The organism is Aneurinibacillus thermoaerophilus (assembly GCF_019603355.1).
Taxonomy (GTDB): domain Bacteria; phylum Bacillota; class Bacilli; order Aneurinibacillales; family Aneurinibacillaceae; genus Aneurinibacillus; species Aneurinibacillus thermoaerophilus.
This window is the reverse complement of sequence record NZ_CP080764.1, coordinates 759,898-778,114: the sequence shown is the minus strand read 5'-3', so window position 1 is coordinate 778,114 and position 18,217 is coordinate 759,898. Positions and strand designations below refer to the sequence as shown.

At 45.2% G+C, this 18,217-nt stretch carries 19 protein-coding genes; 3 read left to right on the top strand and 16 right to left on the bottom strand.

Features of this window, described 5'->3' with window-relative positions; translation table 11 throughout:
- Positions 1-11 precede the first annotated feature (11 nt).
- From K3F53_RS04220 to K3F53_RS04195, 6 genes are all read right to left on the bottom strand, one after another.
- Positions 12-587, bottom strand: coding sequence for a lytic transglycosylase domain-containing protein (locus K3F53_RS04220; RefSeq protein WP_057899684.1), 576 nt, complete (start codon positions 585-587; stop codon positions 12-14).
- Positions 588-614: 27 nt separating this feature from the next.
- Complete coding sequence (gene coaE, locus K3F53_RS04215) at positions 615-1,226, bottom strand: dephospho-CoA kinase (RefSeq protein ID WP_091259782.1); 612 nt, start codon at positions 1,224-1,226, stop codon at positions 615-617.
- A gap of 17 nt (positions 1,227-1,243) precedes the next feature.
- Entirely contained in the window at positions 1,244-1,906 is a 663-nt protein-coding gene (ytaF, locus tag K3F53_RS04210) for a sporulation membrane protein YtaF (RefSeq protein WP_091259780.1), read from the bottom strand.
- A gap of 93 nt (positions 1,907-1,999) precedes the next feature.
- The gene (gene mutM / locus K3F53_RS04205; protein ID WP_091259778.1) at positions 2,000-2,830 is read right to left on the bottom strand and encodes a DNA-formamidopyrimidine glycosylase; all 831 of its coding nucleotides are present in this window, start codon (positions 2,828-2,830) and stop codon (positions 2,000-2,002) included.
- Between the two features lie 42 nt (positions 2,831-2,872).
- On the bottom strand, positions 2,873-5,521 hold the full coding sequence (gene polA, locus K3F53_RS04200; protein ID WP_091259843.1) for a DNA polymerase I: 2,649 nt from the start codon (positions 5,519-5,521) through the stop codon (positions 2,873-2,875).
- 126 nt (positions 5,522-5,647) lie between these two features.
- On the bottom strand, positions 5,648-6,478 hold the full coding sequence (locus K3F53_RS04195) for a prohibitin family protein (protein WP_204244841.1): 831 nt from the start codon (positions 6,476-6,478) through the stop codon (positions 5,648-5,650).
- A 151-nt stretch (positions 6,479-6,629) separates the two neighbouring features.
- On the opposite strand from K3F53_RS04195, the gene K3F53_RS04190 reads away from it, so the two are divergent.
- A complete protein-coding gene (locus K3F53_RS04190; protein ID WP_057899688.1) occupies positions 6,630-7,514 on the top strand; it encodes a DMT family transporter in 885 nt (294 codons plus the stop codon).
- Here K3F53_RS04190 and pnpS read toward each other — a convergent pair.
- The 5 genes from pnpS to K3F53_RS04165 form a co-directional block, all read right to left on the bottom strand.
- Entirely contained in the window at positions 7,511-9,295 is a 1,785-nt protein-coding gene (gene pnpS / locus K3F53_RS04185; protein ID WP_057899689.1) for a two-component system histidine kinase PnpS, read from the bottom strand. The genes K3F53_RS04190 and pnpS overlap by 4 nt on opposite strands.
- A 1-nt stretch (position 9,296) precedes the next feature.
- Positions 9,297-9,995: a response regulator transcription factor gene (locus K3F53_RS04180; protein ID WP_057899690.1), complete on the bottom strand. Its 699-nt coding sequence runs from the start codon at positions 9,993-9,995 to the stop codon at positions 9,297-9,299.
- 11 nt (positions 9,996-10,006) lie between these two features.
- On the bottom strand, positions 10,007-10,474 hold the full coding sequence (locus K3F53_RS04175; RefSeq protein WP_091259776.1) for a hypothetical protein: 468 nt from the start codon (positions 10,472-10,474) through the stop codon (positions 10,007-10,009).
- 21 nt (positions 10,475-10,495) lie between these two features.
- Positions 10,496-10,717, bottom strand: a complete 222-nt coding sequence (locus tag K3F53_RS04170) for a hypothetical protein (protein WP_091259774.1) — start codon at positions 10,715-10,717, stop codon at positions 10,496-10,498.
- 253 nt (positions 10,718-10,970) lie between these two features.
- Positions 10,971-11,117 (bottom strand): hypothetical protein, encoded by a 147-nt coding sequence (locus K3F53_RS04165; RefSeq protein ID WP_175493533.1) that lies wholly within the window; start codon positions 11,115-11,117, stop codon positions 10,971-10,973.
- A gap of 96 nt (positions 11,118-11,213) precedes the next feature.
- On the opposite strand from K3F53_RS04165, the gene K3F53_RS04160 reads away from it, so the two are divergent.
- Positions 11,214-11,996: a hypothetical protein gene (locus K3F53_RS04160; protein ID WP_246615682.1), complete on the top strand. Its 783-nt coding sequence runs from the start codon at positions 11,214-11,216 to the stop codon at positions 11,994-11,996.
- Between the two features lie 116 nt (positions 11,997-12,112).
- Here the strand turns inward: K3F53_RS04160 and mdh are convergent, their stop codons facing one another.
- From mdh to citZ, 3 genes are all read right to left on the bottom strand, one after another.
- Complete coding sequence (gene mdh / locus K3F53_RS04155; protein WP_057899694.1) at positions 12,113-13,057, bottom strand: malate dehydrogenase; 945 nt, start codon at positions 13,055-13,057, stop codon at positions 12,113-12,115.
- A gap of 126 nt (positions 13,058-13,183) precedes the next feature.
- A complete protein-coding gene (gene icd, locus K3F53_RS04150) occupies positions 13,184-14,458 on the bottom strand; it encodes an NADP-dependent isocitrate dehydrogenase (RefSeq protein ID WP_091259842.1) in 1,275 nt (424 codons plus the stop codon).
- 140 nt (positions 14,459-14,598) lie between these two features.
- Positions 14,599-15,708: a citrate synthase gene (gene citZ / locus K3F53_RS04145; RefSeq protein ID WP_057899695.1), complete on the bottom strand. Its 1,110-nt coding sequence runs from the start codon at positions 15,706-15,708 to the stop codon at positions 14,599-14,601.
- Between the two features lie 288 nt (positions 15,709-15,996).
- Between citZ and ytvI the strand changes: the two genes are divergently transcribed.
- Positions 15,997-17,130, top strand: a complete 1,134-nt coding sequence (gene ytvI / locus K3F53_RS04140) for a sporulation integral membrane protein YtvI (protein ID WP_091259770.1) — start codon at positions 15,997-15,999, stop codon at positions 17,128-17,130.
- 197 nt (positions 17,131-17,327) lie between these two features.
- On the opposite strand, the gene K3F53_RS04135 is transcribed toward ytvI, so the two are convergent.
- Both K3F53_RS04135 and K3F53_RS04130 read right to left on the bottom strand, forming a co-directional pair.
- Positions 17,328-17,738: an FxsA family protein gene (locus K3F53_RS04135; protein ID WP_057899698.1), complete on the bottom strand. Its 411-nt coding sequence runs from the start codon at positions 17,736-17,738 to the stop codon at positions 17,328-17,330.
- A gap of 19 nt (positions 17,739-17,757) precedes the next feature.
- Complete coding sequence (locus K3F53_RS04130) at positions 17,758-18,192, bottom strand: acyl-CoA thioesterase (RefSeq protein ID WP_057899699.1); 435 nt, start codon at positions 18,190-18,192, stop codon at positions 17,758-17,760.
- Between the last annotated feature and the right edge of the window lie 25 nt (positions 18,193-18,217).

The window sequence follows — 18,217 nt, the reverse complement described above, 5'->3', positions numbered from 1 at the left end:
TGCTGCTTGTCTTACTTCAAAACGCCAAACTCGTCCGCATAAATTTTTTCGTACCGTTGTTTGTAGTATAATGCTCGCTGTACATAATGCCGTGTTTCGCCAAACGGAATTTGTGAAATATGCTCTGGTGTTCCATCCCAGACTCCGCGCTCCATCCATTTTTTAACATTTCCTGGACCAGCATTGTACGCCGCGATCACAGCATACGGGTTATGATTAAACATTTCGTACAAAAATGAAACATACCATGTTCCAAGAAAAATATTTGTATCCGGTTCGTCCAAATAATCGACCGCCATAGGCGACATTTTTGTCTGCCGGATTGCCCACTCCGCGGTCGCAGGCATTACCTGCATTAAGCCAATAGCCCCTTTTTTCGATACGCGGTTCTTATCAAATTTGGATTCCACTTGAATAATCGCCATAATTAGATACGGATCTACCTCAAACTGCCGCGCCGATTTACGGATTTCCTCTTTGTAATATACAGGGTACATCGCTTTCCAGATAACAGGCGCGTCCAACAGCAGAAAAACCACCAGAAGACATAGGAAAAATAATGCATGTTTTCGATTCAATCGTTTCATCCTCAACCCCTTCACTACAATCGTACTTTATCGTTTCGCGCCTTTATCTGACGAAAGCAGCTGTTCCATCAGTTCATCCACCTGTTCCTCTGTTTCCTTTAACGTGCCGCTATTGTCAATTACATAATCCGCGCGGAGCTTTTTCTCTTCTACTGGCATCTGTGACGCAATGCGACGCCGCGCCTCTTCCGCGCTGAATCCATTGCGCTTTATCAGCCGTTCCAACTGCTGTTCGGGTGTGCAATAGACAACGATTACCTTTTCCACCATATATTCGAGCTTTGATTCATAAAGAAGCGGAATGTCTAATACAATAAGTGACACGCCCTCTTCCTGCGCTTCCTGCGTCAGCTGACGCATACGCTGCCGTACCGCCGGATGTACAATGTCATTTAAAGCAAGCCGCGCTTTTTCATCGGCAAACACGATCGAACCTAATTTAACCCGGTCAATCTCTTCACTGTCAAGCAGAATCCCTCGTCCAAATCGCTCGACAATAAGAGACCAGGCCTTTTCACCTGGTCGAACGACTTCACGCGCAATAATATCCGCATCGATAATACGGGCATCGCGCTCGGCCAGCATCCGGGATATCGTGCTTTTACCGCAAGCGATGCCACCTGTTAATCCAACAATCATGTCCTTTCAACTCGCTCTCAAATCATTTTAAAAAAACCGCACATAATCAGCAGCACCCCTGGCAGATACGTCATCCGCTTCATCCAATCCGCTTCCGAGTAGATAAATCCAAGCTTTAAACCGGTCAAAATAAACAAACAGTTACTTACTCCGATTAGCAGCGCCGTTACCCAAGGTTCATATCCAATAAGCGCCGCGCCGATCCCCGCGCCAAATGCGTCTAAAGAAAGAGCAAGCCCCAGAAACATGGCTTCCACTCCAGAAATTGTCCCGGAACGGTCAATATCCGCTTCAATAGGTCTTTTCAAAATTTGTATAACAAGACCGAGCGACTTGATTTCAAAAGCAACTAGCGAACGAGGTTCCTGGATCTGTCGTTCTTGTTCCATTTCCCCTTGTTCTTCGCGCGCTTGCTGGTGCTTCACATTATATATTGTCCATAGCCCGATGCCAATTAAAATCAAGCCGCCAACATACTGTGTGGCAATGGGCGATAAAAAATAGGTCAACCACTTGCCCAGATACATAGAAACGAGAATGACCAGTGCCGAGCATGCGGTAATAATAAGAACGGAACGCACCGGAATTTTAATGCGGCGCATTCCGTACGTAACCCCGACACCAAAACCGTCAAGGCTGACCGCAAAAGCCAGCACCAGGAGTGAAAAAATGTGCAGCACCTTATTTCCTCCTTCCCATCCATTATTCTTCGTGCGCTTTATTTTGCATGGGCACCTGTTACAGTATATGAGAAGGAAAGAAAGGGGTGCCTCTTAATTGCGTGGCTGGCAATTCGGGCAAATATGTGTGCCACGGCCCCCGACAACAAATTTTTCGATCAGGGTGCCACATACGAAGCAAGGTTCTCCCGTACGCCCGTATGCTTTTAACGTGTGCTGGAAACGGCCCGCTTCTCCCTGTCCATTTACATATGACTTAATGGACGAGCCGCCTAATGAAATGGATTTCTGCAAAATTTGTACAATGCTCACATGCAGTTTCTCCCATTGATCATCCGTTAGTTCGTCCGGGGTTTTCTCTGGATGGATCCCGGCCTGAAACAGCGCCTCATCAACATAAATATTCCCCAAACCAACGATAATTTCCTGGTTTAACAATAAAGGCTTTATTTTTGTTTTTCTCCGCCCAAGCCTTTCTTTCAAAACAGCTGCGGAAAATGCTTCATCCAGCGGCTCCGGTCCCAGCTTATGAAGAGGAGGGCCAGCCATTTCCTGTCCTTTCGGGAACAAGTGCATTGTCCCGAAAGTACGCACATCTTTATACCGCAGTTCCGTTTCGTCCGTAAACCGGAAAATGACGTGCGTATGCTTTTCTACTTCATCTCCTGTCCGATAGAGACCGTAACGCCCCTCCATACGCAGGTGAGACACCAGCACATAATCATCCAGACAAAAAAGCAAAAACTTTCCGCGCCGACCGATTTCCCGGATTGTCTGCCCTTTCAGCAACTCAACAAACTGCATGACATCATCCGGTGCTTTAATTAAGCGCGGCAGACCCACAATAACATCGGCAACTGTTTTGCCGATGACCAGCTTGCTTAGCGTGCGCCTGATCGTTTCCACTTCTGGCAATTCTGGCATTCAGTTTCTCTCCTTTGCTTATCGCTTTCTCTACATTTACTTCTACTTCGCTTCGTACCAGTTTATTCCATAATTCACATCCACTTTCAGCGGAACATCCAGCGGTAGTGCATTTTCCATCACATCCGGTACAAGCCTGCACATCGTTTCAAGTTCGTGCTCTGGCACTTCAAAAATTAATTCATCATGCACCTGCAAAAGCATGCGGCTCGCCAGCTTCTCGTCTTCCATCCGCCGCGCCACATTCACCATCGCCAGTTTAATAATATCAGCCGCCGTCCCTTGAATCGGCGTGTTCATTGCCGTACGCTCGGCAAAGCTACGCTGGTTAAAGTTACTGCTATTAATATCAGGCAAATACCGGCGGCGATTCAACATCGTTGTTACGTACCCATTTTTCCTTGCCTCAACGACAATATTGTCCATATAACGCTTAACTCCCTGAAAGACGGAGAAATAACGTTCGATAAATTCAGCCGCTTGTTTTCGCGTGATATGCAAGTTTTGCGATAAACCGTAATCGCTGATCCCGTACACAATGCCAAAATTAACCGCCTTTGCCTGACGGCGCATAAGCGATGTCACTTCGTCTTCTTCTACCCCAAATACATCCATCGCGGTGCGGGTATGAATATCCATATCTTTGCGGAACGCATCAATTAAATTTTCATCCTGCGAAATGTGTGCTAAAATGCGCAATTCAATCTGTGAATAGTCGGCGGCAAGAATATACCAGCCCGGCTCAGACGGCACAAATGCCTGCCGAATTTTTCTTCCTTCTTCCAGGCGGATTGGAATGTTCTGCAGATTTGGCTCCGTGCTGCTTAGACGTCCGGTCGCTGTAACCGCCTGATTAAATGATGTATGAATTTTACCTGTTTCTTCATGAATTTCCTTCTTTAATCCTTCAATGTACGTTGACTGTAATTTACCCAGCTGGCGGAATTCAAGAATAAGCGGCACAATTTCATGGGCTCCCTCCAACTTCTCAAGCACATCGGCGCTCGTTGAATAACCGGTCTTCGTCTTTTTGATCACAGGCAGTTGCAATTTTTCAAATAAAATCTCACCCAACTGTTTCGGCGAATTAATATTAAATTCCGTGCCGGCAAGGCGATGAATTTCCTTGGTAAGCCCTTCAAGCTTCTCCTTAAGCTCCACACCCATTTCATCGAGCCGTTCTTTATCCACACGTACGCCGCGTTTCTCCATTGCGCCGAGCACGGCCGCAAGCGGCAATTCTAAATCATACAACAGATCTGTAAGCCCTTCTTCTCTCAAAGTACTGTTCATTCTATCATAAAGACGATAGATGGTATCCGCTTTGCGCACAATGTGCGGCCCTAGAACCGATATGTCCGGTACGGAGCGTTTGGCTCCTTTTCCATATATCGTCTCGTCAGAGGCCAGCTTGATGCCGTATCTTTCCGCCACATCACACAATTGATGATTCGTCTCCGATGGATTGCTTAAATAAGAAGCAAGCAATACATCAAAGCTGATCCCTTCCAGCGAAATGCCCTTCCATGCAAGCGCCACCTGACTGCGCTTAGCATCATATATCCATTTCCTCTGTTCTGGGTCAGCCATCCACTCCACAAGCGCTGGCCATTTGACCTGCCCAAACGGCACATACAGCCGTACATCTTCGCTCACCAGGCTAACGCCATGAATCGGAGCTCCATGGTAATTTTCTGCGTCCACTTCTACCATGACCGCCATAGGCGACGTTAGTTTGTCCGCCCACTTATCCCTGTTCTCTTCTGTAATCGTCACAAATTCGATCTCTTTCTCTTCCTGTTGCAACAAAGCGTCCGCTTCCGCTGAATCAAAGCCCAGACGCTCCAGCAGGGATTTAAAAGCGAACCGCTCCAGTACCGGCACAACCTTTTCCCGTTCATACGGCTGATATTTAAGCTCATCGAGCGAAAGTGCAATCGGCGCATCACGAAGAATTGTGGCTAACTGTTTGCTCATGCGCGCATCATCCGCATGTGCCTCGATTTTCTCCTGCAACTTTTTACCTTTTACTTCAGAAACGTGCTCAAGAACGCCTTCCACCGTCTTGAATTCATGCAGTAATTTAAGCGCTGTTTTCTCGCCAACCCCCGGAATGCCAGGAATGTTGTCAGAGGTGTCACCCATCAGTCCTTTTAAATCAACAATCTGCGCAGGCGTCAGACCATACTTCTCATCAATCTCAGCCGGAGAATACCTTTCCACTTCGCTAATACCTTTGCGTGTCAAGGCGACATGCGTTTTATCTGAGACGAGTTGCAGCATATCCTTGTCTCCAGATACGATCAGCGTCTCAAAGCCGTTTGCTTCCGCCCGCGCGGATATCGTTCCGATGATATCATCTGCTTCGTACCCGTTCAGCTCGTAATGCTTGACGCCAAAAGCTTCGAGCAATTCTTTCAACAGCGGAAACTGCGCGGACAGCTCACTCGGCGTTTTTAGACGTTTGCCTTTATAATCTTTATATTCTTCCGTCCGGAATGTAACCTTGCCCGCGTCAAACGCTACCAGCAAATGTGTCGGTTTCTCCTCTTCCATCATGCGCAACAGCATAGTGGTAAATCCGTACACCGCATTTGTATACAAACCCTCTTCTGTCGTCAGAAGAGGAAGTGCGTAAAAAGCCCGGTTGGCAATGCTGTTGCCGTCAATAATCATTAATTTCTCGTTCATTTCCATTCCACGCCCTATTCTTTAGCGAAATAAGCATATACGCTTCCATCATACCATAGAGTTTGAAGACAAAACAAAACGCTGTCCATAAAAAGGACAGCGCCAGACTACCTGTAACATGGATTTTTACTTTTGAACATTCAGGAACGGAATGGCTCCACCGGTAGTGCTTGGCAGCTTACCGTCCCACTTCTCAATCGCTTGAATTTGTGCCTCGATTTCGCGCAATTTTACGAGTTCAGGCGTTACGTTTTCCTTCTGTAGGCGAAGTGCTTCGGCGTTCGCCTGCGCCTTGGTAATGGTTTGCTCTTTCTCAATCTTCACCCGTTCAAGATCCAATTTCGCCTTCAGTGCTTGCTGTTCCGCGATTTGTTTCTGCTCAATCGCGCGATTATACTCATCGCTAAATTTAAATTCAGTAATATTTACTTCGTCAAGTGCCATATGATATGTGCTTAGCTTTTTAGCAAGCAACTCCTTTACCTGCTGGCTAACTTCCGAACGCTTGGAAATAAGCTGTTCGGCCGTATAGCGGGCCGCGACCGCTTTGAGTGCCTCTCCGATGGCCGGATCAACGATTCTCGCTTTATAATCTATACCAACATTTTGATACAATTTGTTAACGGACGCTGGATCAATGTGAAAGTTTACCGCCATCTGCGTTGTCACAACCTGCAAATCCTTTGAAGCGGCAGACGCTTTGCTTTCTGCTTTCTGTACACGAACTTCTATCGGCATTACTTCCTGAATAAACGGAACTTTGAAATGAAGCCCTTCATCAAATACTTTCGGTTGCACAGCGCCCAATTGCACAACAATTCCCCTGTGTCCAGGCGGAACGACCGTAAACGATTCAAACGCTAAAATAACAAGAATAATAACAGGGATAAGAAATTTTAGAATTTTTCCCACTTTAAAGTTTTCACTTCCCATTTGTACAACTTTTTTTTCGCTCACGCTGCTTCCTCCTCGTATCTTTTTCTCATTATGTAATACGGTTCGCCTAGCCTCAAAGTTTCTTTTTTCAATATTGTCAAAAATAATCATTTTCTTTACCATAAATAAGGAATCTATAATAAATTCATAATATGTATAAATAGGAGATGCTATGAACAAACAACCGATTTTTTCACCTTATCTAGCTCTTGTCATCGCAACCATCGCGGTTTCCACTTCCGCCATCTTCGTAAAACTTACGGATGCGCCTGCGGGCGTTATCGCCACATATAGGCTGTTATTTACCGTGCTTTTTATGCTTCCGTTCGTGTTATGGAAGCATGCCCATGAAATAAAGAACATATGCGCCCGCGATTGGGTTTTCTCTGCGATAGCTGGGGTATTTCTTGCGCTTCACTTTATTCTCTGGTTTGAATCGCTAAACTACACGTCAGTGGCCAGTTCGGTCGTGCTTGTGACCCTACAGCCGCTGTTTTCATTTGTAGGGGCTTATTTCTTTTTTAAAGAACGCGTCTCCTTAGAGGGAATAATCGGCTGTCTGCTGGCTGTAGCCGGAAGCGTATATATCGGCTGGAGCGATTTCCGCATCGGCGGCACGGCGCTGCTCGGTGACATTCTCGCTCTTCTCGGCGCGGCAACTGTCACGGGATACTGGCTATTCGGACAAAGCGTTCGTAAACGCCTCTCCCTTATGATGTATACGTTTGTCGTATATACAATTAGCACTTCTGTATTACTGGCATACGATTTATCACTCGGCTTCGCTTTGTATCCTTATCCAGGAAAAGATTGGCTTGTTTTTATCGGGCTTGCCGTTTTTCCGACTTTGCTTGGACATACGGTTTTTAATTGGGCGATTAAGTGGTTAAGCGTAAATACCATCTCCGTAGCTATTCTCGGGGAACCGATCGGGGCCGCTATTCTCGCTTATTTTATTCTTGGCGAAAAAATAACAGCCGCCCAACTTATCGGAACAGCTGTGATTATTAGTGGCATCTATTTGTTTATGCGTTACAATCAGCCCACAGCCCGCTAGCCTAAAAATTTTGGCGGCTGATATTTTGGAAGAATAACTGTAAATGTCGTCCCTTTCCCTTCTTGGCTTTCCACATGAATCGTGCCATGATGCGATTCTACCAGATGTTTAACAATGGCAAGTCCAAGTCCGGTGCCTCCGGATTCGCGTGAGCGTGCTTTGTCCACACGGTAAAAACGCTCGAAAATGCGCGGGAGATGTTCGGGCGGAATGCCGATCCCGGTATCAGCAACGATCATTTCCACGCTTTTGTCTTCACGCTCACACAATGTAATGGTTACCTCCCCGTTTTCAGGTGTATAGGTAATGGCATTGCTTACCAAATTCAGAACAATTTGCTGGAGGCGGTCACGATCCGCTTCCAGTGTAATGTTTTCTTCCGTAGGAAGATAAATGGCGATGTTTTTGGCACGTGCTTCTTCCCGCACAATTCGTACGGTTTCTTTAATTAACTTACTAAAGTTAAGTTCTTCTATTTTCAATAGCATTTTTTTCTGTTCGATTTTCGATAAATCAAGAATATCGGTAATCAGGCGATTAAGACGATCGCTTTCCTCATTAATAATCGTAAGAAAAGAGCGGCTGATATCCGGATCTTCCAACGCACCATCCAAAAGCGTTTCAGTGAATCCCTTAATGGAAGTAATCGGCGTTTTTAATTCGTGAGAGACATTGGCAACGAATTCGCTCCGCATTTTTTCCAAACGGCGGATTGCGGTAATATCGTGCAGAAGCACAATCACTCCCTTGATTTCGCCTTCTTCATTCGTATACGCTCCCAGATTGACGTCAATAATATGCTCCTCAGGATAGTAAACATGAATTTCTTCACGTATTTTCTCTCCGGTTTCCAGGCAACGGTCAATCAGTTGGCTTAAGCCTGAATTCTTACCGACTTCGGTATGGATATGGCCAAGAAAATCTTTCGCGTTATAGCCCAGCAATTGCTCCGCAGCCGTGTTCATCATCGCAATGCGGCGCGTATCACTAATCAACATCATTCCGCTGAACATATTGTTCAGAATACTCTCCAGCCGTTTCTCATTCTCCCGAATAGCTGACATCTGTTGCTCAAGGCTGACCGCCATGAAATTAATCGCCTGGGCCAGCTGCCCAATCTCCCCTTTGGCGTTCGTGCGAATACGGTTTTTAAACTCCTTGCGCGTAATACATCGAGCCACCCGGGTGATTTCTTCAATCGGTTGGGTAATGCTTTTCGTAATGCGCGTGCTGATGAAACCAAACAGCAAAAGCGTGAACACAAGCACACCGCCGAGACTCATCCACAGTTTTTTCACGGTTTCCTGTACACGTGTCACTTTAATAGACGCGCGTACAATTCCTTTAATATCCTGCCCTTGTTTCAGCGGCACAGCGACATACATCATATCATAATGAAGCGTCGCGCTATACCTTACAGCCTGTCCCACACCTGTTTCCAGCGCTTTGCGAACTTCTGGCCGATTGGCATGGTTCGGCAGCGTTGCCGGATCATGCTCCGTATCAGCCAATACATCTCCCTGCCGATCAAGCACTGTAATGCGTGCTCCAATATCATCAGCAAACCGCTTCATGCGTTGTTGCAAGAGATCAGTTCTGGTCATCAAACCAGCATACTGCACATCATCAGCGATAATACGCGCTTCTGTCGCAAGACGTTCTTCCAACACGTCAATGTACAGAGACTGCAACATTTTCGCAAAATAAATGCCAAGGATAAGCAAAAGAGCACCAATAATTATAAGAAAAACAAAGTTAAGGCGAATTCGGAATTTCTGCATGCTATCCCTCTAGTTTATAACCAAGGCCGCGCACCGTTTTGATATATTTCGGCTGTCTTGTATCTTCTTCAATTTTTTCCCGCAGATGGCTGATGTGCACATCAACAATCCGCGAATCGCCAACAAAGTCATAATTCCAAACGGCGTTCAATAATTGATCCCTCGTCATAACACGCCCCGGATGACTGGCCATATACTGCAAGAGCTCAAATTCTTTCGGTGTTAACTCCAGACGTTTGCCGTCAAAGAAAACTTCGTACTTCTCTGGATAAATCACCAGCTTTCCAATCGTAATCGTTTGCTCTTGCTGCCCTGCCCCGCTTTCCTGCTCCTGATGTCCACTGCGACGTAAAATCGCTTTTACGCGCGCAACGACTTCGCGCGGGCTGAATGGCTTGGTCATATAATCATCCGCGCCGAGTTCAAGACCAAGAATTTTATCAAATTCTTCATCTTTGGCAGTCAACATCAAAATCGGCGTATTCATTTTTTCCATCCTTAGCGTTTTACACACTTCCATGCCATCCATCCCCGGCAGCATAATATCGAGAATAATTAAGTCAGGATTTTCTGCTTCCGCCATTTTTACCGCTGTCGGACCGTCTCCGGCTTTTATTACTGCAAAACCTGCTTTTTGAAGGTTAAATTCTAACAATGTTACAATTGATTGTTCATCATCTACTACAAGTATTTTCTTCACTCTTAGCACCCTTATTTCTTAAATTTTTGGATTTCAGCTTTCGCCTGCTGAATCAAATCATTTGACTCTTTTAACAACTGCTCCGCTTTTTGTTCGAATTGCTTGTCCTGCAAATCATAAAACGTAAATAATTCGCTATGCGCTTCTATCTTTTTGTTAATTCCCTTTAATAGCGTTTCTTTAGCCAGCTCCATTTCCTTCGGAACAGGCGAGTTAAACAAGTCATCATGCATGGATTGAAGGGTTGTGCGACCCTGATCAACCGCATTCATGACTTTTGTCCGCTTCATACCTTTGGACGCCTCATTCCGTACATCTTCCAGCACTTTTCCGGAGTTGTCCAAAGCTTCAAAAGCAGCATCTGACTTTTTTAAAAATTGACTCTGATAATAAGCCAGATCTTCCTGGCTGGTTGCACACCCACCAAGTACCAACAATACGACCACAAAAATAGCCAAAATCAATCTTTTGTTTGGCATAACTATATCCCTCCAAAGTTATCATACCTTATCGAAAAAATAAGAAGCAAGAAGAGCTTTCTCCTCATCCGGCATAACCATTTGAACGCAGCACACTTTTTCTGCCTGAAACCTGGAAGAAGGCGAATGGCAGGCCAGCCGCAGTTGTTCTTCACGCAAGGCGCGCTCTTTCTCCAAATCCTGAATCCGCTTTTGAAGTTCACAATCACTTGAAGAGGCTTTTCCAAACACCTGTTTTTTCATTCTTTATAAACTTTATAAATATGAAAATCATATCCTGCAATAAGTTGAACAGAAAATCCATGTGAGAGGTGAAAAGAGTGAAATACGACGACTACTTAGCAATTGTTGACGTATGACAAACGATGTCTCTTGCTTTTTAGCTATTTCATTTATGTGGTAATCCCTGTCATTTAGCAGGGAATTTATATACATCTGGCTTAATGTTTCGACATGTGTATGGTAGCAAGAGGGTAAGAAAAGGAGAGAGGAAAGGCTACGATGGGCCCTGCCTATAGCCTGAAAAAAGGGAATAACAAGCCATCTGCCGCTGTTTTTCGCACAGGGCATGTCCCCTTTTCTTCTCTTTCGCTTCTTTCACCACTTGTTTTTTGAAATCAATCGAATACTTTCTTCTTGTCATTGATGTCTTCCCCCTCTGTCACTATAAGTGTAATCAAAATACACCCTTAGTGTCCAACTTCTCTAGGGGGCTAAAGAGATCTATTATGGCGTTGTTTTGCACGAAGATGTTCTGATCGGGGATTTAAGCAGTATCCGAGAAGATATAGTCGTCGAAGAATCCAGTATTATCGGACGCAACGTGATTGTTGAACCAGCTACTGCGATTGGCAAAAGAGTAACGATTCAAACGGGTAGCTATATTACGGCAAACATGATCATCGAAGATGAGGTATTCATTGGCCTATGCTGTTCCTCATCAAATGATAAGTATATGGGAATGGGAAATTACCCGCATAAAGGGCCAATGATCAAGCGCGGAGCAAAAATAGGCAATAATGCTACACTCTTGCCTGGCATTACAATCGGTGAAAAGGCGATTGAAAGTTATCAAAATAACCTCGCATTGGAAGAAGGATGGGGCGAAGACAAGATATATGCTTGCATTTTTATGGCGGATTGCTACCGCAGTTTAGGAGATTTTCCAAATGAACTCACCTCATTATTAAAAAGTTTTCAGTATGCAAAACCGAAAGCGGAAGCCATTTGCCGGATCGGATATCATTTTCTCCGTAAAAAAGACTACAAAACAGCGGCCGCTTGGTTTGAATTTGCCACGCGGTTAACGATCGATTCCGATCAATGGAGCTTTAGCTACCCTGCCTATCATACCTGGTATCCCCACCTGCAACTATGTATTTGTCATTATTATTTAGGCGATTATCAAAAAGCTTACGAACATAATGAAGAAGCTCGCAAATATAGACCGGAAGATAACAGCGTACTTCACAATAAGCGTTTATTGGAGTCGAAATTGGGAATCCTTGAAACAAATCAATAGCTACAAGGATATCAGAGAGCTACACCTTTTATTGATGACTCTCTTTTCTTATTCGTCGCCTCAAAAAAAGAGCCCGGATACGCACCGGACTCTTATCGAAAATCACATGGATCAAATTAGTCAAATTTCAATACACCTATGACGTTGCGAACGGCATCAGCGGATTTGTCGAGCGCCGCTTTTTCTTCTGCAGTAAGTTCAAGTTCGTATACTTTTTCGATACCGTCTTTGCCGAGCAATGTCGGTACACCAAGGTACAGATCGTTGTAGCCATATTCACCTTCCAAATAAGCGATAGCAGGCAAAATACGCTTCTGATCTTTCAGGATGGCTTCAGCCATTTCTACCAGAGAAGCAGCCGGAGCATAGTAAGCGGAACCATTACCCAGGAGGTTTACAATTTCCGCGCCGCCATTGCGTGTACGATCAACAATAGCATCCAGGCGATCTTTTGGAATCAATGTTTCAAGCGGGATACCACCAGCATAGGAATAACGTACAAGCGGCACCATTGTATCGCCATGGCCGCCAAGCACAAAACCTGTTACGTCTTTAACGGAGATATTCAGTTCCATCGCTACGAATGTACGGAAACGTGCTGTATCAAGCACACCGGACTGGCCGATTACGCGGTTTTTCGGAAAACCAGTCGTTTTGTAAATCGTGTACGTCATCGCATCTACCGGGTTAGACAATACAATAATTGTGCTGTTCGGCGCATATTTCTTAATTTGCTCGCCCACGGATTTCATAATGCCTGCGTTTGTATTGACAAGGTCATCGCGGCTCATGCCAGGCTTACGCGCAATACCTGCCGTTACGATCACAAGATCAGCATCTTTGATTTCTTCATAGTTGGAAGTACCTGTAATGCGAGCATCAAATCCTTGAACCGGGCCTGCTTCGGCCATGTCCAATGCCTTACCTTTTGTCGGATTTTCCATTTGCGGAATGTCAACAAGTACGACGTCTCCGAGTTCTTTTTGAGCCAGCATGAATGCGGTAGTTGCTCCAGTGAATCCAGAACCGATAACAGCGATTTTCTTACGAGTGAAAGACATAACGGTCTCCTCCTGATTGAATGCAATTTATAGAATGTTTCACATGCATAAGCATGTAGAACACATAAGGAAGGGGAAACATATACACGATGTGTATGCGTTGCCCCATAAAAAGCAAGTTTTAAATTACATGTTCTTAATTAGTGCATCGCCAAATTCAGAGCATTTCAGCTCAGTTGCACCTTCCATGAGACGAGCGAAATCGTATGTTACTTGCTTGGAAGAGATTGTTTTTTCAATCGCGCTGATAACCAAGTCGGCTGCCTCTGTCCAGCCCAAATGACGGAGCATCATTTCACCGGATAGAATAACAGAAGACGGATTTACTTTATCAAGTCCTGCATACTTCGGAGCAGTGCCATGAGTTGCCTCAAAAATTGCACGACCGGTTACATAGTTAATGTTTGCGCCCGGCGCAATACCAATGCCACCAACCTGAGCAGCCAACGCATCTGAAATGTAATCACCGTTCAAGTTCAACGTAGCTACCACATCGTACTCGGCAGGACGAGTCAAGATTTGTTGTAGGAACGCGTCAGCGATAGAATCTTTTACAATAATTTTCCCTGCTTCTTCCGCTTCTTCCTGCGCTTTGTTTGCCGCATCTTTACCCAATTCTGCGGCAATACGGTCGTATTGCGCCCAAGTGAATACTTTGTCGCCGAATTCTTTTTCCGCCACCTCGTATCCCCAGTTTTTAAACGCGCCTTCAGTAAACTTCATGATATTGCCTTTATGCACCAATGTTACGCTCCTGCGATTGTTGTCAATCGCATATTGAATAGCGGCGCGCACAAGGCGGCTTGTCCCTTCTTGGGAAACAGGTTTTACACCGATTCCGGACGTTTCCGGGAAGCGGATTTTCTTAACGCCCATTTCGTTTTGCAGAAACGCGATCACTTTTTTCACTTCTTCGCTGTCCGCGCTCCATTCGATACCAGCGTAAATATCTTCCGTATTCTCGCGGAAAATAACCATGTTTGTCAGTTCAGGGTGTTTTACAGGAGAAGGTACGCCTTTGAAATACTGCACCGGCCGCACGCACGCATATAAGTCCAATTCCTGGCGCAGCGCTACGTTAATAGAACGGATACCTCCGCCAACCGGCGTTGTCAGCGGGCCTTTGATAGCGACAAGATATTCGTTGATAGCCTTCAATGTGTCATTTGGAAGCCATTCGCCGTATTTGTTGAACGCTTTTTCCCCCGCGTATACTTCGTACCACGCAATTTTCTTCTGGCCTTTGTATGCTTTCTCTACTGCTGCGTCAAGAACGCGAACCGCCGCGTTCCAGATGTCCGGACCCGTGCCATCTCCTTCAATAAAAGGAATGATCGGATTGTCTGGAACATTCAACTTGCCTGTGCTGTCTACCGTGATTTTCTCTCCGTGTGTAGGCATTTCATATTTTTCAAAAATGGACACCTTTACCCCTCCTAAATATGTATTAAGCGCGTGAGGTTTCCCTACAACACAATTATGGCAAAAGCAGGAGAGGGGCCTGCCTTACGGTAACCCCTCACCTAAACTTTATTTATGTTTTAGCGTTCCTCAAGTGGAACGTAATGCGCGTTTACCGGTCCAACATATTCGGCGCGCGGACGAATGAGGCGGTTGTTCTCATATTGCTCTAAGATATGGGCTGTCCATCCAGACATACGGCTGATCGCGAAAATCGGCGTGAACAGATCACGCGGAATACCTAAGCTGTGATATACAGACGCGGAATAAAAGTCTACATTCGGCTTTAATCCTTTTTCAGCCGTTACCAATTCATCAATTTTCACGGACATCTCATACCACTGCGGCTGACCTGTAAGCTTTGTTAGCTTTTCAGACATTTTACGCAGATGCTTCGCGCGCGGGTCACCATCTTTGTATACGCGATGACCAAATCCCATGATTTTTTCCTTATTAGCAAGTTTATTACGAATATAGCTTTCCGCATTGCCCGGGTCTTTAATTTCTTCAAGCATGGCCATTACCGCTTCGTTCGCTCCTCCGTGTAGCGGTCCTTTCAAAGCGCCGATTGCAGATGTAATTCCGGAATAAATATCAGACAGAGTAGCTACTGTAACACGAGCAGCAAACGTGGATGCATTCAGCTCATGGTCAGCATGCAGGACAAGTGCCGTATCAAGCGCATCGATCGCGATTTGATCCGGCTCTTCTCCGTTCAGCATGTATAGAAAATTTTGCGCGTAGCCAAATTCCGCGTGCGGAGCCACTACTTCTTTCCCCTGACGGATACGGTGGTAAGCCGCAACGACGGTTGCTACTTTCGCCTGCAGGCGAGTTGCTTTGCGTAGATTTGCTTCCCGAGACATATCTTGAGCTTCCGGATCATACAGAGCCAGAGCGGAAATCGCTGTGCGCAGAACAGCCATCGGATGATTTCCTTCAGGGATAGTTTTTAACAGCGTGATTACATCTTCAGGAATCGCAGCATTTTCAGCCAAGTCTTTTTTCAGCTGGCTAAGTTCATTAGCCTTCGGAAGGCGACCATGCCACAATAAGTACACAACTTCTTCAAATGAAGCGTTTTCGGCAAGTTCATCAATATTGATACCTGCATATGTAAGCACCCCGTCAATAATGGAACTAATGGAAGACTGGGCTGCTACAATTCCTTCTAATCCTTTTGCTGACATAGTATTATCTCTCCTTTATCCCTATAATTTTATCTGTCGGACGCCCTCAGAAATATCCTCTCTCTTTTCCCGGAAAACTCTATAGGCATAAAAAAAGAGAGAAGATACGTCTTTAGTTTCAGAATAATTATAGAATATTTCAGCGGGTTTGTGAATGTTTCCTAAAAAAAATGTGAAATCTTCCACAACAAGCAGAAAGCTTGCTTTTTTGTTCACAATTATCATAACCTAAAATAGAAATTTGTGAAAGTGCTAATCATTAGTCTGGCTATGTATAAGGAGGTCGGAATGAATCCTCTTATTTACCATCGAATGTTTCAGGTGCTCCGTTTCTTACTTGTGATGGGTATTCTGTACGCCACGTACAGACTCACAATCTTTTTTGCTCCTTTATTATATCCTTTCATCATCGGTTTTATCATTGCATATGCAATCAACCGTCCGGTAGATATGCTGGAGAAGCGGGCACGCTGGCCACGCTGGCTTGCCGTAACTGTCATGCTTACGATAGTGATCGCCGTTCTGGTTGGCATCATTACTATACTTGTCGCACAAGTTGTCATTGAAATCGGAAAATTGCTCGAAATGCTGCCGATATACATCGATCAACTTTCCAATTATGCTAAAAATTTCATATCGCGCAGTTTGCAATCCAGTCTGTATGAGCGCTTTGTCAGCCTGTACAGCAGTCTTGATGAGGGATACCAGCAAAAAATACAGGAAAATGCAGGAAAGGCTCTGACCAAGATTGCCCAGGCCGGAACAAATATGACGAAAACAATTCTTACCGGCATCAGTAATTTTCTAAGCTCCATTCCCAATATGGCGACTGTATTCGTTATTTCGATTCTATCTGCCTTTTTTATAAGCAAGGACTACCATAAAATGATAAGCAAAGCAAAAAGCATGGTTCCCGTCGAGTTCACGAACAAAGGCGCACGAATATTGACTGATTTGCAAAAAGCGCTCTTTGGTTTCGTGAAAGCGCAACTTACACTTGTTTCCATTACCTCTATGATTGTGATCGTTGGGTTGCTCATTCTCGGCGTTCCGTATGCTGTATCCATTGGTCTTCTTACCGGTTTGGTCGATTTAATGCCGTATCTGGGAACAGGGGCAGTATTCGTACCGTGGATTGCATACGCCGCCTTCGCAGGAGATCTCCGTCTTGCTATCGGACTTGCTATTCTGTACGCAATCGTAATCATACAAAGGCAAATTATGGAACCTAAAATCGTCGCTACGAATGTTGGTCTTGATCCGTTGTTTACGCTCATCGCGCTCTTCGTCGGACTGAAACTATTCGGATTCCTTGGCCTTATTCTCGGCCCCGTGCTGCTGGTGATTATTAACGCACTGCGCAACGCGGGTATCTTCCGCGATACGTGGAAATATATAAAAGGAAAACCGCCAGAACTGTAAAAAAAGGCGTCCACAAAACAGAAAAGGCAATCCTGTCCTCGAAAGAAGGACAGGATTGCCTTATGCTGGAAAAGAAGCTAACCGGCAGCGTTACGGCGTAATGCGCTCTTCTTTGTATGTATTAACATTATGCAGCAAAACCATTCGCCGAGCAGAATGTTAAAGAGTACGAAAAAAAGGGCGTACTATCGACTATCTTAAAATCGGTTGAATCGGTTCCATATAAATATTTGAGTGTTGCCGGACTGAATTTTTTTATACAGCCATCTCTTCATGAACAATTTGGCGATTCCTCTCGTATATGGAATCAAAAGCAAAAATCCAGCAATATCGGTAAAAAATCCGGGGGTCAGGAGAAGAAGGCCGCCGGCGAACACACAAATGCCGTCCAAAATCGCTTCACCCGGCAACTCACCCCGGCTGAACTGTACCTGCGCCAACTGAAAAATTTGCAATCCTTGGCGCTTGGCGAGCCACGCTCCTATCACCCCTGTCAGAATGCAAAGCAAAAGCGTCGGAAGCCAGCCAATACCTTTTCCGACGGCCGCTAGCAACCAAATTTCAAGCACAGGCACGATCAGCAATATCGCTATAAATACGCGCAGCATGTCTTCTTCCCCCTTCCTTTTACCATTCGTATTGCTTCATCAAGCGGTACACTTCCGGCGCATGTCTCTCCAGACGCACCGGCTTTAAATCGGTCGTCGTCCAGATATGATGTGTCTCACCTGAGGCTAGAAGCTCGCGATCCGGTAGCCTCAACGCTTCATATCCAAGCAAAAGGCGAACGCCTTCACAACGAATCACCCTCGTTCTGATAAGAATTTCATCATCATAACGGGCCGAACGTTTATATTTTACGTGTGCCTCTGAAAGTGGAAGCATAAATCCCATATCTTCAAACCGCCGATAAGTGAAGCCCATCTGCCGGATCATTTCCGTTCTCCCAACTTCAAACCATACAAGATAATTGGCGTGATAAACAACCTGCATCTGATCCGTCTCCTGATAGCGAACCCTGAGCGTCGTCTCAAACCACTTCTCTTTTCCTTCTGTCACCATCTTTCACTCCACCGTTTCTCCCATT